Origin of the sequence: Pseudomonas sp. AP19 (genome assembly GCF_001728855.1) — a bacterium.
Lineage (GTDB): Bacteria > Pseudomonadota > Gammaproteobacteria > Pseudomonadales > Pseudomonadaceae > Aquipseudomonas > Aquipseudomonas fluorescens.
In genome coordinates this window covers 1-24737 of record NZ_LXJP01000079.1, presented here as the reverse complement: position 1 = coordinate 24737, position 24737 = coordinate 1, and the positions used below count along the sequence as shown (strand labels likewise).

Below are 24737 nucleotides of genomic sequence, written 5' to 3'. Positions count from 1 at the left end.
TAGCGCGGATTTCGCGCCCAGGATTGATTACGAAAATGAAAACTCTAGCTGGTATGATTTGGGGAGTTTTAGGCGGATTATTTTTTGCCTCTGGTGTAATTGTTTTCACCCAACTGATCGGGGCCGGGGCTGATTTGCTTGGCTTCACTGAATGGACTTATCGTTATTACATGATTTGCCTCAGCGTTTGTGTCGCCCTTCTAATCTGCTCCAAACCTGCGCGCAAATACTGGAGATTCATGATGGTCTACTTGGTAGCCGTGGTCATGGTCATTGGCATTGGTTTCCACACCTTTTTGGACGCACCAAGCGGCCAGGATCAAGTGGCACAAATGGTGAACAATATGCTGGCTATGGCCTTGATCATGGCTAAAGCAGTTATGTACTTGGCACCAGGTGCGTTGTCAGCTTTTTATGCGTTCGTAGCTTTCGACGCAGTGTCAAAAGCTACCGCTAGCAAGAATTTCAATTGATCACATAAAGGTCGCTCAAATATACCCAGCCACCGACCCGCAAAATCTGAACAGGGCCCTATAAATAAGCCACTTTCGGCACATAAGGCCAAGAGTGTTGCCGCTGACCGATACCACCTCAATTGTGCACGACCCGTCGTCAACTCTGTTGGGGATCATAAGGCGCCAGGGCTAAATCTTCAGCGTCTATTTCAGGGACTGTATAGTCGGACAGAAGGCTTGTTGCGCTGCTGTTCAGCATGTTCCCAGATTGGAAATATCCCATAACAGTCGAAACGCTGGTGTGCTCTGTCATTGCCATAACATCACCCAGCGGAACACCTTGCCGCCCGGCCTCAGTAACAAAGCCTGAGCGAAGGCTGTGAGCACCCCAATCACCCTCAAGGCCAGCGATCTTTGCACGCTTTTGGACGATGCGGCTGACCTCATGGCCAGTCAGAGGGGCTGTCCCTACCTTTCCGCCTCGCAGCATCCCGCGGAATAGCGGACCCGACTCAATCGAAGCAGCAATTAGCCATGCAGTCAGTGCATGGGCTGCTGGCCCAGTCAGTGGCTTCTCACGCTTGACGCCAGCAGTATCGGTCTTCGTTACACCGAGAGAGTAGAGCCACGTATCGGCATCTAACCTACGAACATCGGAGACCTGCAGAGCCACAACTTCAGAGCGTCGCCGGCCACCGCCGCTCCATGCAAGCAACAGCAAAGCACGATCACGAATGCCTCGCAGTCCGTCAGCCGCGCAGGTGTCCAGTATTGCCTTGAGGGGTTCAGCCACGAGAGCGGTCTTCTTGCGAATCGTGATACCACCTCGGGCCTGCGCCTTCTGTGCATCCCGCAACAGCGCTTTAACCTCTTTGTTGTCCGTGGGGCTATCCCAGCCTTTTAGTCCGTGCCATTTGCCAAGGACCGCCATCCGAAGGCTGACAGTGTTGTACGAGTGGGGCCCTAAGGCAGATTTAATCTTTGCGTCGACCAACGCCTGATCTGATTCAGCGGGGAGGTTGTGAGCCCAGGTCCCGTCAACCTGCGGCCTCTTCAAATGGTCAACTATGAATTGGATGGCCACCGCTGGGGGAATTGGTCCATCTCCCAGCGCCAATCCATAGCGAACCTGAAGCCAGGCTGACCAATAAGTAAGAGCGCCCTGGTAACTGCGCACCGTGTTGGCCGCAGTACCGGCTTTTAGAAAGTCCGCGACAGCGTCTAGCGCTGCCTGGTTGAGTGAATCTATCTCGAGCGCGGCCGCACCGCACGGGGGCTTCAACTGTTCAAGAGATGTCCCCATTGAGGCAACCAATTCCGACTTCATGCCGTATCTCCCTCTGGCTACAAAAAGTCCAACCTTTGTGTCGTATCCGACGAAAATTACACTAAATCTGTCCTGGCACGACAAATAGTCCAGGCTTTGTGTCTGCGGAGCGTTCTAGAAAGCTAAAAGCGCGCAATTAGTCCATGAATCCTGCCCGTTCGTGGAAGTAAACGTCGAAATCACGGCAGATTCCCTCAGTTTCCATATTTACTTCACGGGAAATTGGATTTCAGTCCCGTTCGCTCACCCTCATTTGTCCTGAAAAGCTCATTTTTTGAAAAATTTGACGTTTTTTTTGGTCTATCGTATTTTTCATTACGTGCGACGTATTATTTTAAAATACGACCTCCGTTAACCTTTGCTTATCGGATATAGTTTAAAGGAATTTGACCCATGGCGTCTGGTGTACCTGAGCAACAAGTGTTTGATGCGGCAGATGCGGTGCTAGCCCGGGGTGAGCGGCCAACTGTGGAGCGACTTCGGCTGGAGATGGGGCGGGGCAGCCCGGCCCGCGTGGGCGAACTGCTTGATAAATGGTGGAAGCGCTTGTCAGAAAGGCTTCGCGCTGAAACACGCCTGCCAACCCTTCCCACCGAAGTAGCACATGCGTTTGTGGACATCTGGAAACAAGCCACGCTGATGGCAGAGGCCGCGGTGGAGCGGGGGATGTCTGTTCAGCGAAAGGTGCTAGCTGAGGAGCGCGAGCGCCTTGCCGGCCTCGAAGAACAAGCTCGCAAAGACGTAGCCTTTGCCAGATCTCAGACCTCCGAAGCCCAGGCAGCACGACTCACAGCAGAAACGCGATTGAAGGATATGCAGGCCCTGCTGGATCAACGAAATGCCGACCTTGATGATATGCGTCAGCAGCGGACCGAATATAGAGCAAAGCTCGAGAGCGCCGAGCAGAAGCTAGTTGATGCGGCCGCTCAAGCTGAAACCACACGAGCTGAGCAGGAGCGCTACACACGGGATGTGGAGGATCGATCACACAGAGAAGTTGACCGAGCGAGAGAAGAAATCAAAGCGGCTGGTGCACAGCTGCAGGAAGCACTAGGCAAGCTTCAGTCAATACAGAAGACCTTGCAGGAAAGCCAGAGCGCTCTGGCATCATCCCGTGAACAGTCAGCAGCGGCCCAGGCACGAGCTGATACGCTGGAACAGCAATTGATTGAGACAAGGAAGGCCGCGGCGGTACCAAAACCTCGAGCGAAGCGCCCACCGAAAAGCACCTCCGAGCAGAAGAGAATGGACTGACAATAGACGTGCAGGTAGGCCCATGACTGAAGACAGCTACGAAAAAAAGGTGATCGATGCCGGCCTGTTTCGATTCCCCGGGCAGAACTTCATGAAGAACATCAATAAGGCCTACACGCTGTATTACGACGAAACGAACAATATCCGAAGCCTATCCTTGACTGGAACCGGGCTGAATCATGAGGTTCTGGATTGCTTTGTGCTCGGGGGTGTAGCGCTGGGGCCAGGGGCCGACCTGCCTGATATTGATGACCTGAGGGCTCAATTGAGAATTCAGCCCTCGGTCAAAGAGTTGAAGCTAAAGCACCTGGCCCAGGGGGATTACATCACCTGCCTCAGCTCCAACAAGCTGGAGCAGTTCCTCACATGGCTTCTGGCGTCGCCGGCTTACATTCACTTCTCTAACTTCAGCATACTGAACTGGTCCATAGTCGACCTGATTGACTCGCTGCTAGATCATGATCAGTTCGAGACCTACACATCCATTCGGGAGGATCTGAAAAACGAACTCCACGCCATAGTGAGGCTAGAGCCACTTGGGTATTTCCGGCTACTAAAGACCTTCGACTATCCGAACGTACCGTCCGCGCGAATACCCGAATTCCTAAAAGCTGTACGCCAATTTCTCTTCAGGGACGGCTTCACGTTCAGAAACATGGCAAGAATGGCGCTCTCCGACCTTCTCCAAGAGGCTGCCATGGTCACTAGGCTGGTGTATCTTTGCGGCAACGAGAAGGATGAGCTGGTGAGTGGTTTTGATACAGCCTTCATCCATAGACTTGCCACATTCGTGAGGTCAGTTCACGTATTTGACGAAGAACCGCGGGTCCGGGCAAGCCTTGAGCGCAATCAAATTGTGTGGGGTGGACAGCCCGTCAGCTACCGGTTCGCAATTTCACACAATGAACCTGCTATACAGATCTCGGACATTCTCTGCGGGCTCCTGGGCAAACATTTCAGCTTTATGGAGAAGTGCAGCATTGATCACCTGGAAGAAGCGAGTGCAAAGCTGTCAGAGCAACAGCGCCGCAACGCTGATCTGGTGGCCAAGCTGATCGACAAAGCAGATGAAGAATGCCCTGCCTTCATCTTCAATCAGGCACCTCATGAGAGCAATGCCAAAAGTCTGTGGTTCTTGAATGGGATTGAATACCCGGAGGATTACCGCGACTGATACAGCGCGGCACGAGTGCGGCTGATCAATGCCTGTTTCTTAAATGGCTGGAGCAACCAAACAGCCAATCGTGATAATCGTTCTCCAACAGGTTCAAACGCTTGCAAGCGCGCCTAGTCAGCCTCAAATTAGCATTTTCACGAGGTGATAGGCAGAACCAACCCGTGCGATGCCAAAACCTAGCTACAGAATAATCATAAGCGTGGGCAGAAAGCCCTAAACGACAGCCCCGACCGAGGCGATTGGAGATACGCAGGCATGAAGGCAAAATGGTCTTCCGAAGATCTAACCACCCTGGAGCAGAGCGTGCCTGTGCAGGGCATACAGGGAGCTGCCGATCAAACCAAACACTCACTGCGGGAAACATACGAGTTGGCAGTAGCTCTAGGCATCTATGTTCCCCCGAACGGTGCTGGGCCTTGGCCACGTCGATCAAGCAGAGGAGCTGCCTGGCCTAGTGGCGATGAACGAATCCTGCGGCAGGAATATGTTGGCCACCAGTCGATCGCTTCGATAGCTGACCTGCTTGGTAGGTCACCTCAGGATGTCGAGGCCATGACCATAACCCTGGCCCTTGCAGGAACATCTGATGCACCCAATAAAAGAGTCATCACAGAGCGAAGAAATAGCCCGCCATTGACCCCAATGCCCCTTACCCCGCAGGCGTTGCATGGCAAACCTCAAGACAAATTAGCAACCACAAAACATGTCTTAGCGACAAAGGGCGATGAGGACCCTGATGAGACAATGCTGCTCGAGCCATTTGTGCCGCCGTCCGGAACGTCCGCTACAGAGTTCCGAAAGGCAGCCGAATCATTTCTCGCCACCGCCAGCAGTTTCCACATAGCTCCGCCCGAATCACTGCTTAAACCCGTTCCAGATCTGCCACCTAGATCACGCTGGACGAAGGAGAAGGACGACTACCTTAAGCAGCACTACCATCGCCAACCGGTCGAACAGACAGCCGACCACGTCGGAATGTCCTACTACCAAACGACTAACAGGGCTCGACGCTTGAAGGTAGCCAACACACTGGTTGCCTGGACGCGCGAGGAAACCATTTTCCTGCTCGAGCATATCCAAACAGAGCCGCTTCCTTGGGTAGCAGAGCAGTTGGGCCGGACAATGGCTGCTGTTAGTCTGCGTCCAAAGCAGCTGGGTATATTCCCGGGCTGGACAGGTCACGACGATCAGCTGCTGTTACAGAATCTTGGGAAGAAGACCAACGCCGAGATTGGCAAGCTGATCAACAGACCTGAATATGCAGTCGATAAACGAGTGCGATTCCTCAAAAACGAGACCTCGGAGTTTTCGAGGGCGGGCCTGAGTCGGCTATTTGAATCCAAAGGCAAAGAATGGGTCGACGGGCTCATCTACCTACCAGTGCGGCCGGCAGAGGTCAACAAACGGAAATGGACCAGCGCTGAAATCGAAATTCTGAGGGAGTATTACCCTAAGAAAGGATCGATCTGGTGTGCAGCAAAGCTAGGCATGCTCGCAGAGAGAATCAGGCACAAAGCACAAAGTCTCGGGCTGCACTCCAACAAAGTCACAACGCCCTGGAGTGCCGAAGACGACGCCTGGCTCTTAGCCAATGTGCATACTCTAGCCAGAGAGAAATGCGCCAAGCACCTGAAGCGTACCGTGGGTGCGGTGTCAGTGCGAGCATCAGTGCTGGGAGCCTTCAAGCTCGTCTAGGGCTTGAGAGCAAAGGGGCGCAGCGCTATGAGGTAGTCCACAAGCGCTACGCGCCTAAACCTGCTTCTTGCACTGGCACCAAGGGGCCGACCAGCAGTTCAAACTGTTACGATATGGACGTATTCAACTATCCAATAGCAAACAATTCCCCATGAACGACGTACAGCCATTCATTTCACCAGCGGATGTCGATATGCCCGGCACGTTCTGCCTTGCAATATGCATCTGTATCACGATCCGGTACACCTACAGATACCTGGTATTCAGGGCCATCGATCGCTACGGGTATAGCTCCCCTCAACTGCAAGCCTCCCACTTGCGCAGGCTGGCAGGTGAGCGCGGCAAGATAATTACCTCGACACGAAAGCAAGGGTTGATTGCCCTGGCTAGCTTGACTGGATTTCTGTGCTTGGCAATCTACGTCGTACCAACTTGGAGCTTCTGACTATGTCAGCAAACAAGGGCGTCTTCTCACTCATCAAAGCAGCCTGGCTGGCATTCCTCGTGTGGGGGATGTTAACGACCGTTGAACGTCTGTACTGGGTGAATGCTGACTCTTACTCCATGATACTTGCGAGCCCTTTGACGATAAGTGAGGCGACAGCCACAGGCCCGACCTCTTATGCCGCGCTTTGCAACGGTGAGGGCGCCACCTTAGCTGATAAGTCGAACGGCCATTTTATTCGCTGTGGTTCAACTTGGGCACCAGGCTCCACATTCAGAATCGAGAACTACGAACAGTTCGTCGAATGGATGTGGAGAGACGTAAAGTAGGGCTCCACCCGATGTAGGCGAGGCCTACCGTATGCGGCTATTCATCCTCTCTCCAATCGACAATCCGTTTACTGATGCTATCTGCTTCGTAAAACCGGACTTCTGAATCAAGTCTCTGCAATTCGTCAAAGAATCGGATGGAGCAGGTTACCGACCTCGAATACTGCCTCGGTTGCTCGCGGAGCGCTCCTGATTAATCGCGTTGTAGTAGATATCCTGGGTGGTTGAGAGGCTTTCGTGACCCAGATCCATTTGCAGATGCTTTGCGTCCCGGAACTTGGCATCGAACGTTGCGCCGGTATGCCGTAGCCAGTGCAAGGTAACCTCCATCAGTTCCTGACACTCGTCCTCATGCTGGCCGTCGGTCTGCATTCGCGAACGAGCACGATCGAACACAGGCTGAACAATATTTCTGATTTGTCGAGCAGTCAGATTGGGGCGGCCATGGCTTGTGTAGAGCAGGGCCGAATCGTCTGTCTTGCTCGGCAGTGGAGACATGTTCAAGCTCTCACGGTACCGCTTGAGATAGGGGATGAAGGCATCTTTTACAGTGATTTCACGCTCTTTGTTGCCCTTGCCAACAACCTCGAACCACCATGAATCGTTCCGTTTGAAAAACGAGTTCATGGTCGGAAGCCAACCGTCGCGCCCAGACAGGTCACCAACACGCAAGTACATTGCGAAGAGGGCCACCACAATGAAGAGAGTACGTTCGTGTTTTGGGTCCTCATTGGCCATCGCCTCGGCCTCACCGACAAGATAGTCCCACTGCAGCGTGGTCAATGCCTTGACCTTAGGCTTTCCCCGCTTACCCTTCACTCGCTTGATAGATTTGAATGGGCTCACGATGTCCATGCCGTCCTGCAGCAGGAAGTCGTAAAACGAACACGCGACCGAGTAAACGAGATCAGTGCTTCCTGCTCCCTGTTTCTTTTTATTGGGGACGGGCTTTTCTTGTGCTTCTGCAGCCCTCTTGCGGTCCGCCTTCTCGATCTTAACGCCGAAAGGGCGCCACCGAGGGTTGAACATGAGCAGTCCGTCCTTAGGTGCAAATCGCCGCATAGCAGAGGCGCCTATCCATGATTGTGGCGGCGTGACGTTGAACGCTAGGAAAGCCTCAGCATCGGTGCGATTGAGGTCAAGCACGGACTTGCCCTGGATAATCCAACTCCAAAGAATTAGGCGCTCTAGGTATCCACGGTAATTTTTGAAGGTTGAAGGTGATTCACTGTAGGACTTCAGAAAAGCACGAGCATGTCGGAGGTCGGTTTCAACCTTGATCTCCGATGGGAAAGCAGCCAGGTAGGGGGCCATGTCAGGGTGCAGGTCTTGAAAGTCGGCATAGTCGCCCAGGATCGATTCAGCGGTATCGAAAAGTGGGCGGGGAGGAACTGCCTCTACTCGCTTAGTCAAAAAGTAGTGCTCCAATGTTGACGCCGGTTACATGGCCATAGAGCGTGTACAGCTCATGGTCGAAGAACAAGGCTAATAAGCCGCCGGCGATGATAAAGGGGCCAAAGGGGAAAGGCTCGCTTCGAGATCTTACCCCTAAACCCACGATGATTCCGACTATCGATGCTGCCACGGCAGATACGAGAATGATCAGAGGAAGTGATTGCCAGCCAAGCCAGGCCCCGAAGAGGGCGAGGAGTTTAAAATCACCGTTGCCCATGCCCTGGCGGCCGGTGATCATCTGAAAGGTCAATGCCGGCAGTGCAAGAAGCAGGTAGCCAGTGACAGCTCCAATGAAACCATCCTGGAGCGTCGAGAAAAGCCCCAGATAGCTGGCAGCTAAGCCTAACCAGATTCCAGGAATAACGATCGTATCAGGCAGAACCATTTCATCCAGGTCGATCAAAAATAGAGCGGTACCGCCCCAAATCATCAGAAGAGCGAAGCAAGTCTCTGCGCCGTAGCCGAAGCGCCACGCTGTAGCAAAAGATAGGCCAGCGGTAACCACTTCTACGATCGGGTATCTGGAAGAGATCGGTGTGCGACAGCTGGAGCACTTTCCTCTAAGCAGAATCCAACTGAATATCGGAATGTTCTCCCAGGGCTTGATCGAGTGGCCACAGGATGGACAGCGAGAGTTCGGGACTGCAAGGTTAAACGGCTCGGTCGGAGCGGGTTCCATATGAAGGGTATCACGGGCTTCTTGAAGCCAGGATCGCTTCATCATTTCGGGCAATCTATAGACCACAACGTTGAGGAAGCTTCCAACCAACAGGCCTACAATCCCCACTAGGATCGCGAAAGCAGATGGGTAAAGCTTCAGCAAATGCATCGTGGTCATGGTGTTTCACCGGTCCTAGGCTGAGAAAGCGGTATCGAACCCGCAACATAGATTTTACTCGTCTTTGGGAAATCAACACGTCAAAACACATGCATGGAAATCACGTAGGAATCAGTTAACTTACCGTTCGGGTATGGCATCGACAGCAATCAAGTCTGACAGGAAGGTATTCGGCTTAATCGGTCAGTCACTAAGTAGAGCAGAACGTGTGGGGTAAGGGCTAAGCATGAAAAATGAATGTGTGAAATTAGAATCGATCCAACCTACCGAAGAAAACCATTACAGTCTTTTTCAAGAGGCGTTAGAGCAGGATCCTCAAGTCTTTTTTCATACCACCGCAAAGAGGAATTTAGAGGCAATCGCGAATCAAGGGTTCAAGTCTTCACTTGACCTGGGCTCTGGCCAGTTAGCCTCGGTGTCATACACAAAGAAAAGCAGTTCATGCCTAGCCCACATAGGCACAGAGATAACTGATGAATTTGTAGTTTTGGCAGTTAGATTTGAAACACTAGATGCAACCAAGATAGTAGTTAACATGTCTGATATACATGTGTTTAGCGCCGACATACTGCCGTCGATTATAGGTTATTGTGATATCCCGAAAGGATTTATGTACAGTTGAAAGCTTTTTAAATAAACCGCCAATACTTGATATCAGATATGGCCAGTGGGAGGCGAGGAGGGTAGCTGCGCCTCTATATTTAGGCGCAGCTAAATCAGGCTTTACTCAGGGGTAGGAGGGAGAACGGCAGTTGCAAAACCAGGAATTAGGTGTGAACAGGCTTGAGCAAGGGCTTCAGCAGTAATGGGCTTTACGATGTAGGCCGAAGCACCAGCGTTGGCGGCAATCTGCTTGTCTGCGGGCATTGCACGACTGGTGCATACGATGATTGGAACCACACTGGCATCGTCGTTGCGGTCACGGATCTCAGCGATCAACGAGATCCCATTCATTAAATCATCGAGTGTCAAGTCCATGATTACAGCCGTAGGCCTGAATGCTTCCAGTTCCCTAAACACACCCTCCGCGTTGTGGACAGCACGAACTTCTTCAAAAAGTCCAGCTGCACACTTTCGAGCAAGGTAAGTGTCTGTGGGAGAATCATCAACAATGAGTAATCTGCTCATCTGGTTGCACCTGGCACGCGAAAGGGAAGGGCCTGGACATTGTGCGAATGGTATCAGTAAGCGGAATACTTCTGCTCGATAGTCCGTTGTTCACGCAAGTGTTGCTCGTAGGTCAACTGTTTGTCTTCTAGTCGATGATCAAGCTCCCGCAAGTCCTTGGCTTTGTCGAATTCGACTTGGCGGCGAGTTGCATAGAAGTTCTGTACTTGAGCTGCCTGTGCCGTATCAAAAGGCATCCATAGTGGGCCAAGAGAAATTGCCCAAAGTGGAATGGAAAAGACTGCAACTGCAGGATGGTTTGTGTAGAAGTACCCCGCCGCGGGCAGAATACCGAGTCCGGCAGCTAATGCAACAGACTTCTCATGTACTGCAAGTCCTTTGCTCTCATAGACTTCCATTTCTTGCTTCTGGCCATCTACCAAGTGAGTGGTACAGCCAGATGCTACGAGGGCCATGGAGATTGCTACTGCGATACTTGCGAAACGTTTCATGCTTAATCCTGCGAGGTGTTTTGAGCTGACTGTTATAACAGCCAGCACACGATTTACAACCCGGCGAGGATAGTCCATGGACTCACACTGGCGGTAGCCAAAAGAGGTGATCCTTTTCCCGAACCAAATGCTTGCCGAGTTGCAGACCCTGCTCATGACTTGATGCCTCGCCTGCTCAGAAGCATGCGCAATGCACTACCCGGGGCACGATCAGATGGCCTGGAACTGCTCAAGTAGGGAAGCTTCAACTTCACGATGTTTCAGAAGAGATGCGTCGAGTTCTGAGTTCATGCCTTCCAGCAATTTGCTTCGATTCACACCCAGCACGTCAACTTTATCAACCAGGTACACAGACATGGTGGTGATAATACCCGTGGCCGCACCAATGATTACCGCAGCAGCAGTGTCGGCAAAAGGAACAAGGAAAGGGACAGTCATCAGCGACTTGCTGACAGCTTCTTCCAGCAACACGCCCGCAACGATGATGCCGCCTCCTACAAGCACTTTCGATGCCTCATGCATACCCTCACGCACCCCCATTCCTTCTGGCCGCACCAGCAAGGATTTGCATGCATCAACCAAAGCGATACCACCTTGGTGGATCATACGAACAGTCCGCTTGGCAGTTGTCAGGAAAGCGTTGATCAGCACAGTGGTGAGGTTTGCCAGAAAACCGCTGATGAAACCACCAGCTGCGGCAGAAAGAACTTCCTTCCACTGCTTACTGACTCTGAGGCCGACTCGCTTGAGGCGCCGCTTTAGCTCCGCGAATATTGAATGCCCATCCGTGCGGCCGTTCTTGTACCAATCCCTGACCTCATCAAAAATCCCAGCGAACAATTCGACTAGAATAGCACCCAAAGCGGCCTGGAAGGCGGCGCGACCACCAGCCGCAACGCTAGTGTTTAAGCAGTCTCTGCGGAATTTAGGACTGCGATAGTAGGCATCATTGATCGCTTTTTCGTTGGCTGCCCGCGCCTTCCTATCAGCTTCAAGCAAAGGCTCCGGATTAGCCGCGATTTTCTCCTGCTCATTCAGCTTGGCAAGTTCGTCCTTTTGACTTTTACTCATAGGCTCGCCGGCGTCAGCCTTCGCCTGAAGGCTTGCCTGTTTTTTCGCACGTTTCTCTTTAGTCTGCTCAAGCCACTGCACATATTCTGTGGCGGTCTTCGTCCCCATGGCTGAGTTGGTCGAGCATGACGTGAACTGAAGATTAGTTGAGGCGTTCGCTAGCTTCACACCGTCTAACCCTGCGAGGATTCTTCCAGCATCGTTATGAATTTCTTCCGCAGCGATCACGTGGTCAATGCTATGGCTGTCGCTACGCTGCGAGCTCATTTTCTCACCGGTATACGCATCGGTCACCTTGTCATCCACACGATCACGCGTGCTGTCCTGACTCGCCTTTTTATAGGTAGGGTCACGGTGGTGATAGTTCTCCTTCACCCTCTGCGTGTATTCACCCCTGTCCGCGTAGTTCTGTGCTGCCTCTTCTCTGGCGTAGACGCCAGCCCTTGCATTGTGGATTGTGTCCACAGCACCGCCGGTTTTGTCATATGCGCTGAGCATTTTCCCAACGCCAAAAGGTCCAGCGATGGCCTGGAGAGCTGATCGCCGTGTGTCAGAGAACAGACGTTCTACGCGTTGTGAGTGAAAGGCAATCTCAAGATCCGATAATCTCCGTGAGACTGCGTCTTCTGGTACTTCACCGAGGTCGAGCAGCCTCGGCTCCTTGAGAAAAGCATGCGCAAGGAACTCAACATCTATTGGGGCATTAAGCACCCTAAGAGAATCAGCTGGGGAGGGCAGCGCAACAAGTGAGGGAGCACTACGAATCTGTGCAAGCAACGCTTGGGTCTGACGAAATCGATCGGCACTAGCGCTCATCAATCAGGCCTCAAGCAATGGATCGCAACAGATGCCATTCCGACCGGAATGATGAAAGCCGCTGCTCGTTGGCAAGATTTTTTGAGTGCGTGACCAGGTCTACGAGCTCATCGAATAACTTCCAGTTTTCGGGCGAGCCTACCTTAGAGGCGAGGGCATACGCGGTGTTGATTGATTGAGGGGAGGCTATGGCCTCGTCAACCTTAATCCGGACAACGCTTGGCAAGTAGGCCTCGGAAATTCCAAGGAGGTATGCCTTAATCATGGCTACGTCCTCGTCGCTGACAGGCCCGAATGTGGCTGCGCAGGCAACGCCGATGGTGACGCAGGCGAGGGTGATCTTGTATCCCTTTTGGGACTCCGCGTAGCTGGCCAGCATCTCTGCTGTAGCCGCATTATTCTTTTCCCGGAGTATTTCCTGGCGAGCCTTCTCTTCGGCCTCACCCTTAGCTTGGCCGGCTGCATGGGCTGTCTTATTGGCGCTACGGTTCCACAAATACATGCCAGGAACCGTCACGCAAGCGGTAATGACCGCGCTACCAACAATTAAGGCAACCCTGCCAGCAGCTTGTGCGACCATGACCAATCCAAAGAATGATGAGATGCGGCACTATCTCACCATTCAGTGCCACTTAATAGCCATTACAGGACCACAAATGTACTCAGGCGCGTGACTTTTGTCGTGACACCTTCAGTGCGAGCTACGGCCGAGCACAAGCTTCCCAAGCATGAACAGTCCGACCAGCACCGACCCTACGACAACCCCGACAACACCGTCGAACAAAGGCAACCCTAGTACAGCCAGCGCCGGCCCGGCGACTGCCACACTGGACACGGTTCCAATTACCGTTTCACTCATGTGGTGAAGGAAAGGTAGTCCATGTGCGTATATTGAACCGCCGACAACCCACATCGCTATCGTCCCCACAACCGCCAACACACGCATCAGTACAGGTGCAAACCACAGAAGAAACCGTCCTAGTGGTTTCCCAATGGTGCGAGTGCTCGTTACCAAGCGCAGGCCGACATCATCCATACGAACGATGCCCGCAACAAACCCGTATACAGCGAATGTAATGATAAGAGAAACGACCACCAGCGTGAGGAACTGCTCAAGCAGTGATTGGCTTGCAACGGTAGCCAGCGCCAGCACGAGAATCTCGCCGCTCAACACCAGGTCGGTTATCACTGCGCCTCGAATTTTTTTACGCTCAAACTCCACCATGTCGACCTTTGGCTCGGCGATCGCCTTTACGCGTTCGGCTCGCTCCTGATCAACTTCAGGATGCAGGTAGCGATGAAGGACTTTCTCGACTCCCTCGAAGCAAAGGTAAGCACCGCCAACCAAGAGCAGTGGGGTAATTGCCCACGGGGCAAAGGCACTGATCAACATCGCAATGGGGATCAAGGCAGCCTTGTTGAGCAAGGACCCTTTAGCGACAGCCAGAACAACAGGGATCTCGCGTTCAGCTCGCACCCCGGTGACCTGCTGAGCATTGAGCGCCAGGTCATCACCAAGCACGCCTGCAGTTTTTGTTGTCGCAATTTTACTTTGGGTCGCCACGTCGTCCAGCAACGTTGCGATATCATCAAGCAAGGCCAAGCCAGATCCAAATGCCACGGTAATTCCAAATATTAGGGATGTTCCATGCAACATAACTGCATGATTCAAGAAGGCCAGGGATCAGTGAAAAGCTTGGATTGCCAAGCTCGCAGCGCCTAGAAAAAAACATCCGGCTACGACTGACCAGGTTAAAATTCGAGTTTGTGTCCCAAGCTCGAAAACGAAAAGTGGCGAAGACTGGTAGGCAACTGGCCGCACCGCTGTGGCGGCGGGGGAACTAGCAGGATCGGAGAGCAGCTGAAGGTAGGCCACTTTGGACTCATCCAACTCTCCAGTCATCCTGAACAAATCTGCTTCTGCCTCTTCTAACCTTGAAACAAGCTGAGCCTCACGCTTAGCAGCTTGCTGTTGCTCGGCGGCCTTTATTTCCGAAAGCGCATCCAATTCAACCCGAGCCTCCTCCAGATTATCCGTAGCTGAAGCTATGTCGGTTTTAAGCGCTTCTACCTGAATTTTGAGCTCCCCCGTAGCTGTCTCGGCGATCCGGCAGGAATTGAGCGATTTGGCAGCGAGATCTATCAGATGGCCTGGATTCAGAAACTTCACCTTTTCCCAGTTCCAGTGAGGTTTAAGCTCGGCCACCTTGCGCGCACCTATTACCCTCACGCCCGCAGCACTGGATAGGTAGAAGCCTGCGTTCCCGAATACGTTTTCTATCCGTCGCTCATTCTCTGCCCGCTGTGCCGCTGGCAGGGCATCAAGTGCGCTCATTGGCAGTTCCGATGAAACAACCTTGTAAGAGCCGTGAGCAGTACCGCCCGATAGAATGCGCAGCAACTGGCCAACGATGTACGACCCGATACCCAGCCCAGGATGACGGACGATCAAGCCTTCCTCAGGCCCGAACTGAACCACTCCATTTTTGTGGTCTACAATGAACCAAGCAACGTCGTGAGTAGGGGAGAAGGCATTCGAGAATTCCGAGCTATCGCCGGCGAACCGGAATGAAACCCGACCAAACAAAGCGCCCGCGTATTCTCCACCGTGGTGTACAAAGTTCACCAACTGAGTGACGCCGAGGCGCGTGGATCCGTCGGGAAGGTTAATCAAGCATGCGCGATCGGATGAGGGAAGGGGTGATTTATCCAGTTTTCGAGCCAGGGTAATTAGTGCACTGTCCTGGTGTTTCTGCAGAGCCATAAACAGGTTTCCAATTCAAATCGGGCATGGCCCTGGGGCAGCTGATCCTACCATGTGAGTCCGGAGTTTCCGGCTTACATCTTTGGCGGAAATCCTCTTATAATCAACTACTTAGCGTATTTCTGAGCTGGAAAATTGTATTTAATCAGGAGTATGCAAGCTCAAAAGCAGGAATGTTCATCGCTCTCCGTCGATAATAGACAATCCAAAAATCGACTTTCAGCAGTGCCGCTACCTTGCTGTCCGCTGCAGTGCCAAGCAGAGCTTCTTCTTCCTCAGACCAAACCTTCTCTACCCCTTTAGGCTCAGATTCAACCCCGAGCACTGGGTTCGTAGGGGGAAGGGAGTCAAGTACCTTGCAAAACGCCGGTATGAGGCGCTAGTCCTTTCTTACCATCAGCACTCATCGAGCGAGGCTCTAAGATGCCCAGACTCTTCCGCTTGATGGATACAGCGATCCGGGAAATCTTCAACTTTTTAGCAATATCCGAATCGAATAAGACGCCAATCATTTGCACTTCCTCGAAGGACCAAACCCGAGGCGGACGCCCTGCAGGAGTAGCTGATGGAATACCCAATTCAAGACGCTGCCTCGTTATCACGCTTCGCTCGACGCCAGTTCTTCTAGATATTTCATAATCGCTTATTTGCCCTAAGAGCTCGCGCACCTCCTCTTTAACGGGCGCGGATTCGTACACCTTTCTAGGGGCGGGGCACACTGCAATTCCACGCTCAAGCCGAACTGTTCTAACATTTTTGTAGTTCAACCTGCCTTGAGAGCGATCGGCCAGTTCTTTGTCAGGAATTTTCCCAAGAAGATCTATTAGTTCCGAATTCCACCCACCTCTAGGTCCACAAGGAATCCCCAAAGCCATGCGTTTATATCTAACAGCACTAGCCGAGATTCCAGTTCTCGAAGAAACTACCGAATCAGGGCATTTCCCTAGCATCTCTAAAGCGTCAGGATGCCAGTGATATCTACTTTTGGAAATATTCGGCGGATCAGACTTGTCAAAATTCGAAACGTGAGAACTAACTGTCACAGTACCAACCGGACTGATCAACACGCCTGGCCGGTCATCTTGATTTCTCAAAGCGCCATACCTCGTACCAGGAGTGCCTGGTCAACGAGATGCCCGGAAAGGCCATGTCTTTTAGCAAGCTTTATGTAGGTGACCTGATCGATTTGTGCAGCCAATTTGGGCCTAATTTCAGCTTGAGCATGGCGGTATTTTTCTATTGGCATGATTTCTAGCCTACTGATGACGATGCTAGCTTAACGAGCTCGCCGGCGATGTCACGCCATAAGGCGCACTCGAATTTCGGATCGGTGGTCGTAGGAAAATCATGAAACGATGGTGTACAGATAGGCATCGACAATCCTCCGTATTCACATCGAGGATGCGGCCAGTGCTCCATGCGAAATCCGCTTTTTGAAAACAATTCAAAAAATGAAATTTCAGCAATACATCAATAAAACATGAAATTAATCAAGGGTTTAGCCAAATACCGCCTTTGTGAATTGGCGGAAATTCGACGCTATGATTTTGGAGGCGTTAACCTACTCTACCTCCGTCAATAACTTTCTCAACTCGAATCGTAGATGGTGCTTTTCAGCAGACCTTAACGGCAAATGAGGTCAATGACTCACCGCTCGAGTATCTCTGCAATGTGACTGAGGTGAATACGCCGCATACCTTCTTCCAATTTCTCAGCCTCGTCCCACACAGTTTGCATGTGCGGCTTCAACTCCCTGGCCAAAGCCCGGCATTCAATTTTGCTCAAGCTGTGTCCGATCAGCGTCGACGTCGGCCTCGCCAAATCCAACCAGCCAGGCTCACCACCCGCTGAGTACGTGAACTCCAGCTGAGTCGCGGTCATAACGCACGGACCGTCGACGATTACTTTGGCTTTCTCTTCATTCCAGAGCATGGCCAAGTATTCGATCTTGCTGGTTGTGTTCAGGCCCTCAGGCCAGCATTCAAATGACCAGCGCTCGGTGCCTTTGCCTTTACCAGCCGTTGCCCCCAACGCCTTAGCCTCGGCCGCGGTATGTCGTGCAGTAGCTGCCTTGGCGTCTTCAGAGGGTCCGCTCGCATACAGCAAGCCGTACGCATCCCTGTCGATCAGTTCCGCCGGCGTGAATTTAGAGAAGCTAAAGGGTCCAGTGCCGCTGCAGTCCGGACGCGTACCCCGATGCCGCTTGTAAGCCACAATCGCTTGCGCAAGGTCATCCGACGTTATCACCCGGACACAAGTGCTGTTCCATAGCTGTTCGAACCAGGCTCGGGCACCTTCCACCTCTTCGATGGCTGTTGTGTGTACACCCGCCTCAATCCACCGCCCAGTTTCAGCCCCATCAAGACCTAGGCCGTTTGCAGAGATATTGGCCGAGCCAATGATCGCCTGTGACCTGCCGACCAGAACCTTTGCATGTAGCTGATCGCATTGACGGATCTGGATGTGGGAATTCAACTCAGCTCGCTTGAGAAAGCGTGCAATGACCCAGGGGTTCGTCCCGCCGCTCAGCAGGTTGCAGAGGATGCGGATAGGTTTCGTCTCATCAGGATGGACTTTCAACTCAGCGCCCTTGCCCCAAAAAGCGACAGCAACGTCCAGCGAAGATTCTTTAGCGACCATTCGCACCAATGCGTCGCTGTATTGTTCTGGTCCCAGGAACATGGGGCAATCCTTACTCTTAGTGATCAGTGAAGACTTACTGGGGCCTGCTCATTGAAAAACTCTGCGCCAGGATCGACCGCAACCATTGAAGAAAGCGCTATGACTATCCGCTCTGAAATGTGTTTTCTGAGGCTCGACTCGATTTGAGGGACGGTGAACGTACGCTTCGTCACAAATCCGAGCTCCCATGCATCTCCTGCAACCAGTGAGCTGTTCATCATAGAAACGGCGAATGACATGTCTGACTTATCACCCGAGGTGTTCGCGCTGTCGACTGTCTCCTCAAGCGTACGAATTAGTGCGAAGACAACCACTCCAATCCACTTGACATCGTAGGGATTCTTTATCAATTCATCACGGACGCGCGCCAGCACCGTTTGCGCATGTGATGAGCTGCACATCTCGTCTGCCTTCATGCCGGCCGGATTGACCCTGGGATCATCATTCGAAAGGGCCTTATGGGCATCAGCAGCGCATCGCTGGATGAATTCTGCGAGAACAGGAAGCCGGACAAATGAAGATGCGATCTTGCCCGACCAATCATCACCGGGTGGCTCAGTCTGTGATGGAGCCCCAACTTCGCCTAACGTGATCTTTGGCATCGGGCGGAAAAGCTGCGGGTGGAAAATCAGCCCAGCAGCTTGTGCCAGTGCAGCGTCAACCTGGACTTCAGTGAATACGGGGGACTTAAGGCTCATTGCCAACCTCGACAGTCTTCAGCATGCTCACCGGAGCATTGCCAAAGCGTTATACGAATAGTTGGCTCATCATAACGGCTGGGCTTACGATCGCACAGAATTCAAAGACGCTGCACCTAGCTCTGTCGAGTAGAACGATCTTCCATCCGCGCATTAAAGTCGGTTTGACTGTAGGTCGGCCCCATTTGAAGCCCTGTCACAAAAACTTCCACTCTTCCCCTCCTCCCCGAACATCGACTATATTCGCCGCGCCGCCAGGCTTACTTGTGCGCGAGTAGAAACCGGCTCTGCACCACCCAATTCCCGTTCAACCCTCTAGCTCGTCGACAGGTCTTAAACGCGCACCCCACACTCCGTCGGCGAGCTTTTAGGATTGACTCATGCTGCTCAAAGAACTTGTATTCGCCCTGCGCCAGCTCATAGCTGAAACAACAGGTGACAAACCCTCTACTGGTCACACCTACGAGCTGCTTTCAGCACTCCTGGGCTATGACTCGTTTGCAAGCCTGAATAGCCAGGCGTTCATCGTTTCGCTCAGTGGCTGCGATGGTAATGCCGTCGAAAACGTACGGCTGCTTATGGGAGGGATTCTGGATCTTAGGCGGGCCACAAATCGTCATGTGTCCCTAAAAGCCTCAGGTCCGCCCCGCCCTATTGCGCAAGTGGTGGAGACATTTGCACAGCAACATGAGTTGGTAGCGATCCCTCTAACCGGTCTTCTTGAGTTATGCGATGGCTACGAACCATTGTGTGACATTTCGCAATAGACGCAACTATCTCGAAATAGATGCAACTGGCACGGTCTGCGTGCAAACGACTGTTGATTCAGAAACTCCAGCCCCTCCTCTCCGAGCGCCAATATTTGTAATAACAATTTGCCATCTGCGGTGAAATCCCGTCTAGGCTGACATTTCTCATCAATGGAATGACCAGTAGTCGGGGTTTCACATGGCCACAGGCACAAAGGTAGGTAGCATCGTCTTACTCGCGCTGTGCGCAGGCTGCGCTTCAAAAACTGAGTTCCCTGAGCACCCACTAGGTGCCAGGACACCTCTTCAGGAAGCTTCTGAGAAGACGATAAAAATTGACTATGCCGGGGAGCCCGGTAAAGGCGAGCGTCCTCGCGTTGGGCTGGCCCTTTCCGGTGGTGGTACTCGCGCGGGCATGTTCGCCTTCGGCGTGCTGAACGGTCTCAATGATACGAGGGTGCTCGATCACGTCGACGTCATCTCGTCCGTTTCTGGTGGGGGCTATGCAGCCTATTGGCTCTATGCTCGGCGCCTGGAGGCACAGCAGGCCAAGACCGACTATCGACTGGCTTTTGCCGGCTGCCGTCCCGATTGGTGGGTCAAATATGACGCAGACCCGACCAATTACAGCCTCCTGAAGCAAGGCGGTAAGAAACTCCTCGAATATGGAGAGATGGTCGCTTGTACTGAAAAAGGTGATGATGAAGGACAGGAGTGGTCAGGACCTGCTGATGTCTACCGCTGGCAGGCTCATATATCGCAATCGCCCGACCTGTTCCGCAAGCGTCGAATGGTGTTTGGGGGCACCAATGGCAGAGGCCCTGACAAAGAGGCGATTCCCGTGACGGCTATGTCGCTTTTCGAGATGCTTCGCTTTCCATTTGTGAACAATGGATATTTAGGCCAGAGCTACGAGGAGGGCATCACCCGCACATGGGGGCTGACTCCGCTACCGCGCACCGGTCGTGCTAGCGATACCGTGCGGTACGCGAACGCAGAAACCGACTTCACCGGTGGGGCCTATGTTGCACCTGGTGAGCACACTTGGCAGAAGCTACGGGATCTTGGTAAGGCTGACTCAACGGTGCCGCTGTGGATCGTCAATACAACCGTGCTGCCTAAGCAAAGTGCTCCAAACGAGAAGGCGATATTCGAGGTCACGCAGTTTAGCTATGGCTCAGAGGCCTCCGGATACGTTGCAATCCAAGAGCCTGCGGCCGGAGCCTCGGGCGCGTCGAGCACCGGTGCAGTTCTTCATCCCGAGGAGATCGAGGAGCTGCCAAAGACCGTAAGAGCCTCGGCTGCCGCAGCTGACTCCCAGGGATTTGTTACAAACCATTGGCGTAGCGCTGATGGCTTCACCAAAGTTCTTCCTGCGCTGCGCTGGGGCGTCACTGTTGAGGACACCAATCTTGGAAATGTCCCTGTGTCCTACCGGCTAAGTGACGGCGGTGGTTCGGATAACATGGGCCTCATAAGTCTGGTGAGGAGGGGGGTTAAAGATATCATCCTGGTGGATGCTGAATCCGACATCGAGGGCCGGTTTGGAGGGCTGTGCTGGGACAAGGAAATTTTGCATAAGGCTGGGTATGAACTTTCTTTCCCGGGGTTGGAAGATCTTCCGAAGCTATGTGCCCAACACACTGCGAAGCGAAAAAAGGGAAGCGCTGAAACAAAGCGTGCGTACAACATAAGCGCTTGGTTGAACCCTGTGACGAAAGGCGTAATCGAACCGTTGCCCACAAAGGCTCTGGTGAATGGCGAGAAACGAGAAATCCCGCCGATGAACGTGTGGCTGATCAAGCTGGCCTGGAATCAAGATCTCGTTCGCAAGGCATATACCGCAACTGAGTGCGAAACCAACTCCCATCCGGTCTCATGCATGTTGGCGGCGTATTACGGTCACCAGGGAAGCACGGCAATGGCAAACGAGGTTTACCATTCCTTCCCGCAGATAGGGACGAAAGAAGCGGTGTGGAACTCAAGTACTCCCCAGTTCTGGGCCTGGCGTGAGCTTGGACGGTCGGCGGCATCATTGTTCGTCTTCGACGAAGGTGTGTTGAGCCTTAAGACAACAAGTCCTAAGCTGGGTGGCGGAATCCAACCATTGCTCTGTGGCACCCCCGAGAGGCAAGCGATCTCCTGCCCTTAGAGCTTTTGCAGTTTGAGTCAGGCTGTAGTCAAAGGACCTGTAACATTGAGATATTGACAGGCCGGTGCGTTCGAATAGTGTTCAATTTCTTACGAGACTTGGCCGGACGCATACTGATTTCCCTCTTAATGACTTGCAGATCCAACTACTCGACCAGGTACTTAAAACCCTTCCACAGAAAGCTAAGATTGCGGAGCTGGTAGAGGCCCTGGCTGGATGTGAGCAGTTGACCACGTTTCGCACTGCGCTTCAGGAGACTTGCGACCAAGGTCGTTATGCCGAGGTTTTTGATGAGTTGGGCTCATACGCGCCCCGCCTGTAGATTGACAACCCTAAGCTCTCAGTGAGTCAGCACGCTTGAGGAAGGTTCGGAGCTCCCCCTGGGTTGCAGTGGGAGCTCCTTTAAGAATCCGATTCAGAAGCCAAAATGCTTCGATGTCACGCCGCTGCGCACGGTGAAGGCTGGACTTCAGCTCGATGTGATCCTTTTCGATCTCTTCAGTAAGATCTCATATTTCTTGGCGCAGTCGCTTGGCGAGAATTCGCCGTTCCTGAAGCCTTATCATGAGCAATTCGCCGCCAGTACCAGGAATCCGCCCCCAAGGCTGTTCGACTGGAAGCCTGGACTAGGCCACCGCGGCGTGAGAGCCCACTGAATCAGCACATGACGTTACGGCCATCCACATGACAAGCGCAGCTGCATCCTCGAAGTTTTTCTATGACTGAGTCGTCCCAGTCGCCTACGGTCAGATCCACGACAATTTTCTCGAGTCGGTCATGGTCAACCTCCTCTTCACTTGGTTTGAATTTCATGCTTTCTGCGCCGCAGCATCCGAACATCGGTAATCGCCTCATATAGGATCTGGAGGCCGGGACCTCGAATTGTGTGATCTACACTAATGCAGGCACAAACAGGAGACAACTCAAAACCTAGTGGTGAAAGCCCTCTCCTGTGTTGCGAGCTGCAGGATCACCATCAGTAGTTAGAAGGCGAAATAGCGAAGATCTTCACAAGCAACTTTGAAGGTCTTCAACCATCCCAGATGGCCGCCCCATCCTCACTGAAGCTAACCAAAACCCATTAGCATCAACACAAGCAGCACCAGGTACTGCTTGGGCTAGAACACAGGCAACGATGCGCGTTGTGCTTCTGATCCATGCTTCCAAAGGAAAGCCACCATGGCTGCAGACAGAGGCTTTTCTAAATCAAAGTCCCCGTACCTTTGCAGAAGGTCAGTCCACCTACTCTCTAAGAGTCCCTTACGCCTGAAGCTCGGGGCAATCCAGATCCATTGTAGTGACCACTCTCCCTCGGCCTTTCTGGACGTTGTGTGCATGAAAGCGCAAGCACCGGCGATCTCGCCTCCAGGGCCAGCAAACAAATGGCCTCTCCAATCGGATGGTGCGCATGTGCTTGAGCCGCCAGGCCACTGAATAACGTCGTAACCAAATTCCTTTCTAAAAGCTGCTGCCCTCTCGTACACCTCACCATGCATCCACAAAGGGGCGTCCGGGTCCACGAGTTCGCCGGCAACCCCGGAAGCTACTCGCTTCTGAAGTCGTGTACTCGGTTTAGGATTTAATCGTCGAACCACACGATCGTGTGTTGCCTTGTGCCGTCGCGCATCACCAGGGTGATTTGTGACGTAGAGCATTCCACAGAGATCGCAGGTCACGGCCTCCCGCGGCTTAGGCTCCCGGTACTTACGCCCGCTGATTTCCAGTGAATATGGCAGGTCTCCACGTGAACAGACGGTGTACCGATTACCAATCGAATCCTTGTGTTTGTGCAGGGAGTGCTGCCCAACAAGTTGAGCTGTATCAGTGTTCAGTCGAATCCGTCGCTTACCCAGGGTAAGCCTGTAATGAAGGATGTCGAACTCTGTGCTTGTTAGCAGCGTTCGATCTTCAATCTGGGCAATGAGAGAATCCGCAAGCCTACTGGGGTCGACCTCCAGCCCAATGGCCTCCAGCAAAACAAGAAACCAAACTGCATCGACAGCAGTTAACCCCATTTCGCCATCTACCTCGTCGCCAAGGTATTCAGGTCTAGGGTAGATGCCCTGAACGCAGACCTCAAACGCGTTGATCAGATCATCGATCAGCTCTTCAATGGCCGAGAATCCGCGTTTTTCAGTCTGGGCCAAGTGACGTCTTATCGCCGTGAGAGTACAGACACCTTCCGCAAGTAAAGCAGTCTCGAACGCCAGCACTGAAGGGCCAGGCGTAGTAGATCTTCGTGGTTCAGAGAGGACTCCACTTAGGCGGATCAGGGTATCGTGCGGCAACTTGTAGTTCATGAGGTCGGTGCTCAACTGCAGGTCCAGCATCTTGCCAACCGGTACCGGAGAGCAAAACTCGTGGGGAGGTTTTTGGTGGTATTGCCATGCAAAGCAGCTCTGAAACGTGAAGCCATTCCAACATTTGTCTCCGTGAAATATCGGAATGAATCATCAATGATGGGAGAGATCAATGTCGCGTCACTGCTACTGAAGCAGCATCCTTCTCACTGCCTTGCGACCACTCCCCAAAAAACCGTCACACTCCGCTCGTGCAGGGGAGTACTAAGATCTTCCCGCACTGTTTGAGGGCTGAATCCATTTCGCAACCTGGGCACAGCATATGTGCTTCCCGTTCCGGCGACTGCCCAACCAGAGTTGCTTTGATCGTGTGGAAATCAGAGGGAGAGACGATGCGATACCCCATGCGCCAAGGATCGCCAGGCGACTCCACAATTCTCATGAATTCTTTCTTGAGCATGGGTTTGATTTCCTGTGTTGGAGATTGATTGGCCATGACAGCGAACCTCGACATTGCACGCAGGATGATGGCCGGCGACCTGCTTCCATCAGCAACACATTGTAACGGATACGGAAGTGTCATTCTCAAGCCTTTCGGTGAATACCTCGCCCGACCTGGACTATCATTTGAAGAGTTCAGAGTGCCTCACGCCAATGCGAGTTTTCATTACCGATCGTTAGACACGACAGTCCCAACGAAATTAGAATATCAAGAAGCCACATTTGAGTTGATCACAGACTGAAACAAGTTGGGATTGAGGCTCTTGATTGCTAGTCTTAGCAGGCGGAGCCACGACTGTTATTACCGGCTCTCTAAAAGCCGACACACATCCCGAATCCTGGCCGCTCAAGGATGAACAGATTCAATGGGATCATTGCAGTGACCATTACGGTACTGGGATCTCACTGAA

The 24737-nt window shown here is 52.7% G+C and carries 20 protein-coding genes; 6 read left to right on the top strand and 14 right to left on the bottom strand.

From position 1 onward, the window contains the following. Positions 1–473 (top strand): hypothetical protein (locus tag A7D21_RS31415; protein WP_218188709.1); only part of this gene is annotated, 473 nt, incomplete at its 5' end. A 139-nt stretch (positions 474–612) separates the two neighbouring features. Here the strand turns inward: A7D21_RS31415 and A7D21_RS31410 are convergent. Next, on the bottom strand, positions 613–1782 hold the full coding sequence (locus A7D21_RS31410; protein WP_083272278.1) for a site-specific integrase: 1170 nt from the start codon (positions 1780–1782) through the stop codon (positions 613–615). Positions 1783–2175: 393 nt separating this feature from the next. On the opposite strand from A7D21_RS31410, the gene A7D21_RS31405 reads away from it, so the two are divergent. The 3 genes from A7D21_RS31405 to A7D21_RS31395 all read left to right on the top strand — a co-directional run bounded on the left by A7D21_RS31405 (position 2176) and on the right by A7D21_RS31395 (position 5908). Then, positions 2176–3036 (top strand): DNA-binding protein, encoded by an 861-nt coding sequence (locus A7D21_RS31405; RefSeq protein WP_069553590.1) that lies wholly within the window; start codon positions 2176–2178, stop codon positions 3034–3036. A gap of 22 nt (positions 3037–3058) precedes the next feature. Next, positions 3059–4210 carry a DUF3800 domain-containing protein gene (locus A7D21_RS31400; protein WP_069553589.1) on the top strand — a complete coding sequence of 384 codons (1152 nt, stop codon included), beginning with the start codon at positions 3059–3061 and terminating at the stop codon, positions 4208–4210. Between the two features lie 555 nt (positions 4211–4765). Further along, a complete protein-coding gene (locus tag A7D21_RS31395; RefSeq protein WP_141718302.1) occupies positions 4766–5908 on the top strand; it encodes a hypothetical protein in 1143 nt (380 codons plus the stop codon). Positions 5909–6829: 921 nt separating this feature from the next. On the opposite strand, the gene A7D21_RS31380 is transcribed toward A7D21_RS31395, so the two are convergent. From A7D21_RS31380 to A7D21_RS31330, 11 genes are all read right to left on the bottom strand, one after another. Beyond that, positions 6830–8095, bottom strand: a complete 1266-nt coding sequence (locus A7D21_RS31380) for a tyrosine-type recombinase/integrase (protein WP_069553585.1) — start codon at positions 8093–8095, stop codon at positions 6830–6832. Next, positions 8088–8975: an A24 family peptidase gene (locus tag A7D21_RS31375; RefSeq protein WP_069553584.1), complete on the bottom strand. Its 888-nt coding sequence runs from the start codon at positions 8973–8975 to the stop codon at positions 8088–8090. The genes A7D21_RS31380 and A7D21_RS31375 overlap by 8 nt, the downstream gene beginning before the upstream one ends. Before the next feature lie 723 nt (positions 8976–9698). Next, positions 9699–10103, bottom strand: coding sequence for a response regulator (locus tag A7D21_RS31365; protein WP_069553582.1), 405 nt, complete (start codon positions 10101–10103; stop codon positions 9699–9701). A 53-nt stretch (positions 10104–10156) separates the two neighbouring features. Then, the gene (locus A7D21_RS31360; protein ID WP_069553581.1) at positions 10157–10594 is read right to left on the bottom strand and encodes a hypothetical protein; all 438 of its coding nucleotides are present in this window, start codon (positions 10592–10594) and stop codon (positions 10157–10159) included. A 210-nt stretch (positions 10595–10804) separates the two neighbouring features. Beyond that, positions 10805–12481 (bottom strand): hypothetical protein, encoded by a 1677-nt coding sequence (locus tag A7D21_RS31355; RefSeq protein ID WP_069553580.1) that lies wholly within the window; start codon positions 12479–12481, stop codon positions 10805–10807. 10 nt (positions 12482–12491) lie between these two features. Then, positions 12492–13061, bottom strand: a complete 570-nt coding sequence (locus A7D21_RS31350) for a hypothetical protein (protein WP_069553579.1) — start codon at positions 13059–13061, stop codon at positions 12492–12494. A 111-nt stretch (positions 13062–13172) separates the two neighbouring features. Continuing rightward, positions 13173–14102 carry a DUF808 domain-containing protein gene (locus tag A7D21_RS31345; protein WP_069553592.1) on the bottom strand — a complete coding sequence of 310 codons (930 nt, stop codon included), beginning with the start codon at positions 14100–14102 and terminating at the stop codon, positions 13173–13175. Between the two features lie 63 nt (positions 14103–14165). Continuing rightward, the gene (locus tag A7D21_RS31340; protein WP_069553578.1) at positions 14166–15245 is read right to left on the bottom strand and encodes a hypothetical protein; all 1080 of its coding nucleotides are present in this window, start codon (positions 15243–15245) and stop codon (positions 14166–14168) included. Between the two features lie 347 nt (positions 15246–15592). Further along, positions 15593–16339 (bottom strand): hypothetical protein, encoded by a 747-nt coding sequence (locus tag A7D21_RS35610; RefSeq protein WP_141718300.1) that lies wholly within the window; start codon positions 16337–16339, stop codon positions 15593–15595. Positions 16340–16892: 553 nt separating this feature from the next. Continuing rightward, the gene (locus tag A7D21_RS31335) at positions 16893–17927 is read right to left on the bottom strand and encodes a phospholipase D family protein (RefSeq protein WP_069553577.1); all 1035 of its coding nucleotides are present in this window, start codon (positions 17925–17927) and stop codon (positions 16893–16895) included. A 23-nt stretch (positions 17928–17950) separates the two neighbouring features. Next, the gene (locus A7D21_RS31330; RefSeq protein WP_069553576.1) at positions 17951–18625 is read right to left on the bottom strand and encodes a hypothetical protein; all 675 of its coding nucleotides are present in this window, start codon (positions 18623–18625) and stop codon (positions 17951–17953) included. 380 nt (positions 18626–19005) lie between these two features. Here A7D21_RS31330 and A7D21_RS31325 point away from each other — a divergent pair, with 380 nt between their 5' ends. After that, positions 19006–19392 carry a hypothetical protein gene (locus A7D21_RS31325; RefSeq protein WP_069553575.1) on the top strand — a complete coding sequence of 129 codons (387 nt, stop codon included), beginning with the start codon at positions 19006–19008 and terminating at the stop codon, positions 19390–19392. 181 nt (positions 19393–19573) lie between these two features. Then, positions 19574–21526 carry a patatin-like phospholipase family protein gene (locus A7D21_RS31320; protein WP_069553574.1) on the top strand — a complete coding sequence of 651 codons (1953 nt, stop codon included), beginning with the start codon at positions 19574–19576 and terminating at the stop codon, positions 21524–21526. A 1118-nt stretch (positions 21527–22644) separates the two neighbouring features. On the opposite strand, the gene A7D21_RS31310 is transcribed toward A7D21_RS31320, so the two are convergent. Continuing rightward, positions 22645–23856 (bottom strand): C2H2-type zinc finger protein, encoded by a 1212-nt coding sequence (locus A7D21_RS31310; RefSeq protein ID WP_069553572.1) that lies wholly within the window; start codon positions 23854–23856, stop codon positions 22645–22647. A gap of 208 nt (positions 23857–24064) precedes the next feature. Next, complete coding sequence (locus A7D21_RS31305) at positions 24065–24322, bottom strand: hypothetical protein (protein ID WP_141718299.1); 258 nt, start codon at positions 24320–24322, stop codon at positions 24065–24067. Positions 24323–24737: the final 415 nt, after the last annotated feature.

Bases quoted from the DNA above. Each gene is read 5' to 3' on its own strand.
- A7D21_RS31360 (WP_069553581.1), bottom strand. From the start codon at position 10,594: ATGAAACGTTTCGCAAGTATCGCAGTAGCAATCTCCATGGCCCTCGTA.
- A7D21_RS31330 (WP_069553576.1), bottom strand. From the start codon at position 18,625: ATGAGCCTTAAGTCCCCCGTATTCACTGAAGTCCAGGTTGACGCTGCA.
- A7D21_RS31410 (WP_083272278.1), bottom strand. From the start codon at position 1,782: ATGAAGTCGGAATTGGTTGCCTCAATGGGGACATCTCTTGAACAGTTG.
- A7D21_RS31310 (WP_069553572.1), bottom strand. From the start codon at position 23,856: ATGCTGGACCTGCAGTTGAGCACCGACCTCATGAACTACAAGTTGCCG.
- A7D21_RS31325 (WP_069553575.1), top strand. From the start codon at position 19,006: ATGCTGCTCAAAGAACTTGTATTCGCCCTGCGCCAGCTCATAGCTGAA.
- A7D21_RS31335 (WP_069553577.1), bottom strand. From the start codon at position 17,927: ATGTTCCTGGGACCAGAACAATACAGCGACGCATTGGTGCGAATGGTC.
- A7D21_RS31340 (WP_069553578.1), bottom strand. From the start codon at position 15,245: ATGGCTCTGCAGAAACACCAGGACAGTGCACTAATTACCCTGGCTCGA.
- A7D21_RS31400 (WP_069553589.1), top strand. From the start codon at position 3,059: ATGACTGAAGACAGCTACGAAAAAAAGGTGATCGATGCCGGCCTGTTT.
- A7D21_RS31355 (WP_069553580.1), bottom strand. From the start codon at position 12,481: ATGAGCGCTAGTGCCGATCGATTTCGTCAGACCCAAGCGTTGCTTGCA.
- A7D21_RS31320 (WP_069553574.1), top strand. From the start codon at position 19,574: ATGGCCACAGGCACAAAGGTAGGTAGCATCGTCTTACTCGCGCTGTGC.
- A7D21_RS31305 (WP_141718299.1), bottom strand. From the start codon at position 24,322: ATGGCCAATCAATCTCCAACACAGGAAATCAAACCCATGCTCAAGAAA.
- A7D21_RS31375 (WP_069553584.1), bottom strand. From the start codon at position 8,975: ATGACCACGATGCATTTGCTGAAGCTTTACCCATCTGCTTTCGCGATC.
- A7D21_RS31365 (WP_069553582.1), bottom strand. From the start codon at position 10,103: ATGAGCAGATTACTCATTGTTGATGATTCTCCCACAGACACTTACCTT.
- A7D21_RS31405 (WP_069553590.1), top strand. From the start codon at position 2,176: ATGGCGTCTGGTGTACCTGAGCAACAAGTGTTTGATGCGGCAGATGCG.
- A7D21_RS31395 (WP_141718302.1), top strand. From the start codon at position 4,766: ATGACCATAACCCTGGCCCTTGCAGGAACATCTGATGCACCCAATAAA.
- A7D21_RS31350 (WP_069553579.1), bottom strand. From the start codon at position 13,061: ATGGTCGCACAAGCTGCTGGCAGGGTTGCCTTAATTGTTGGTAGCGCG.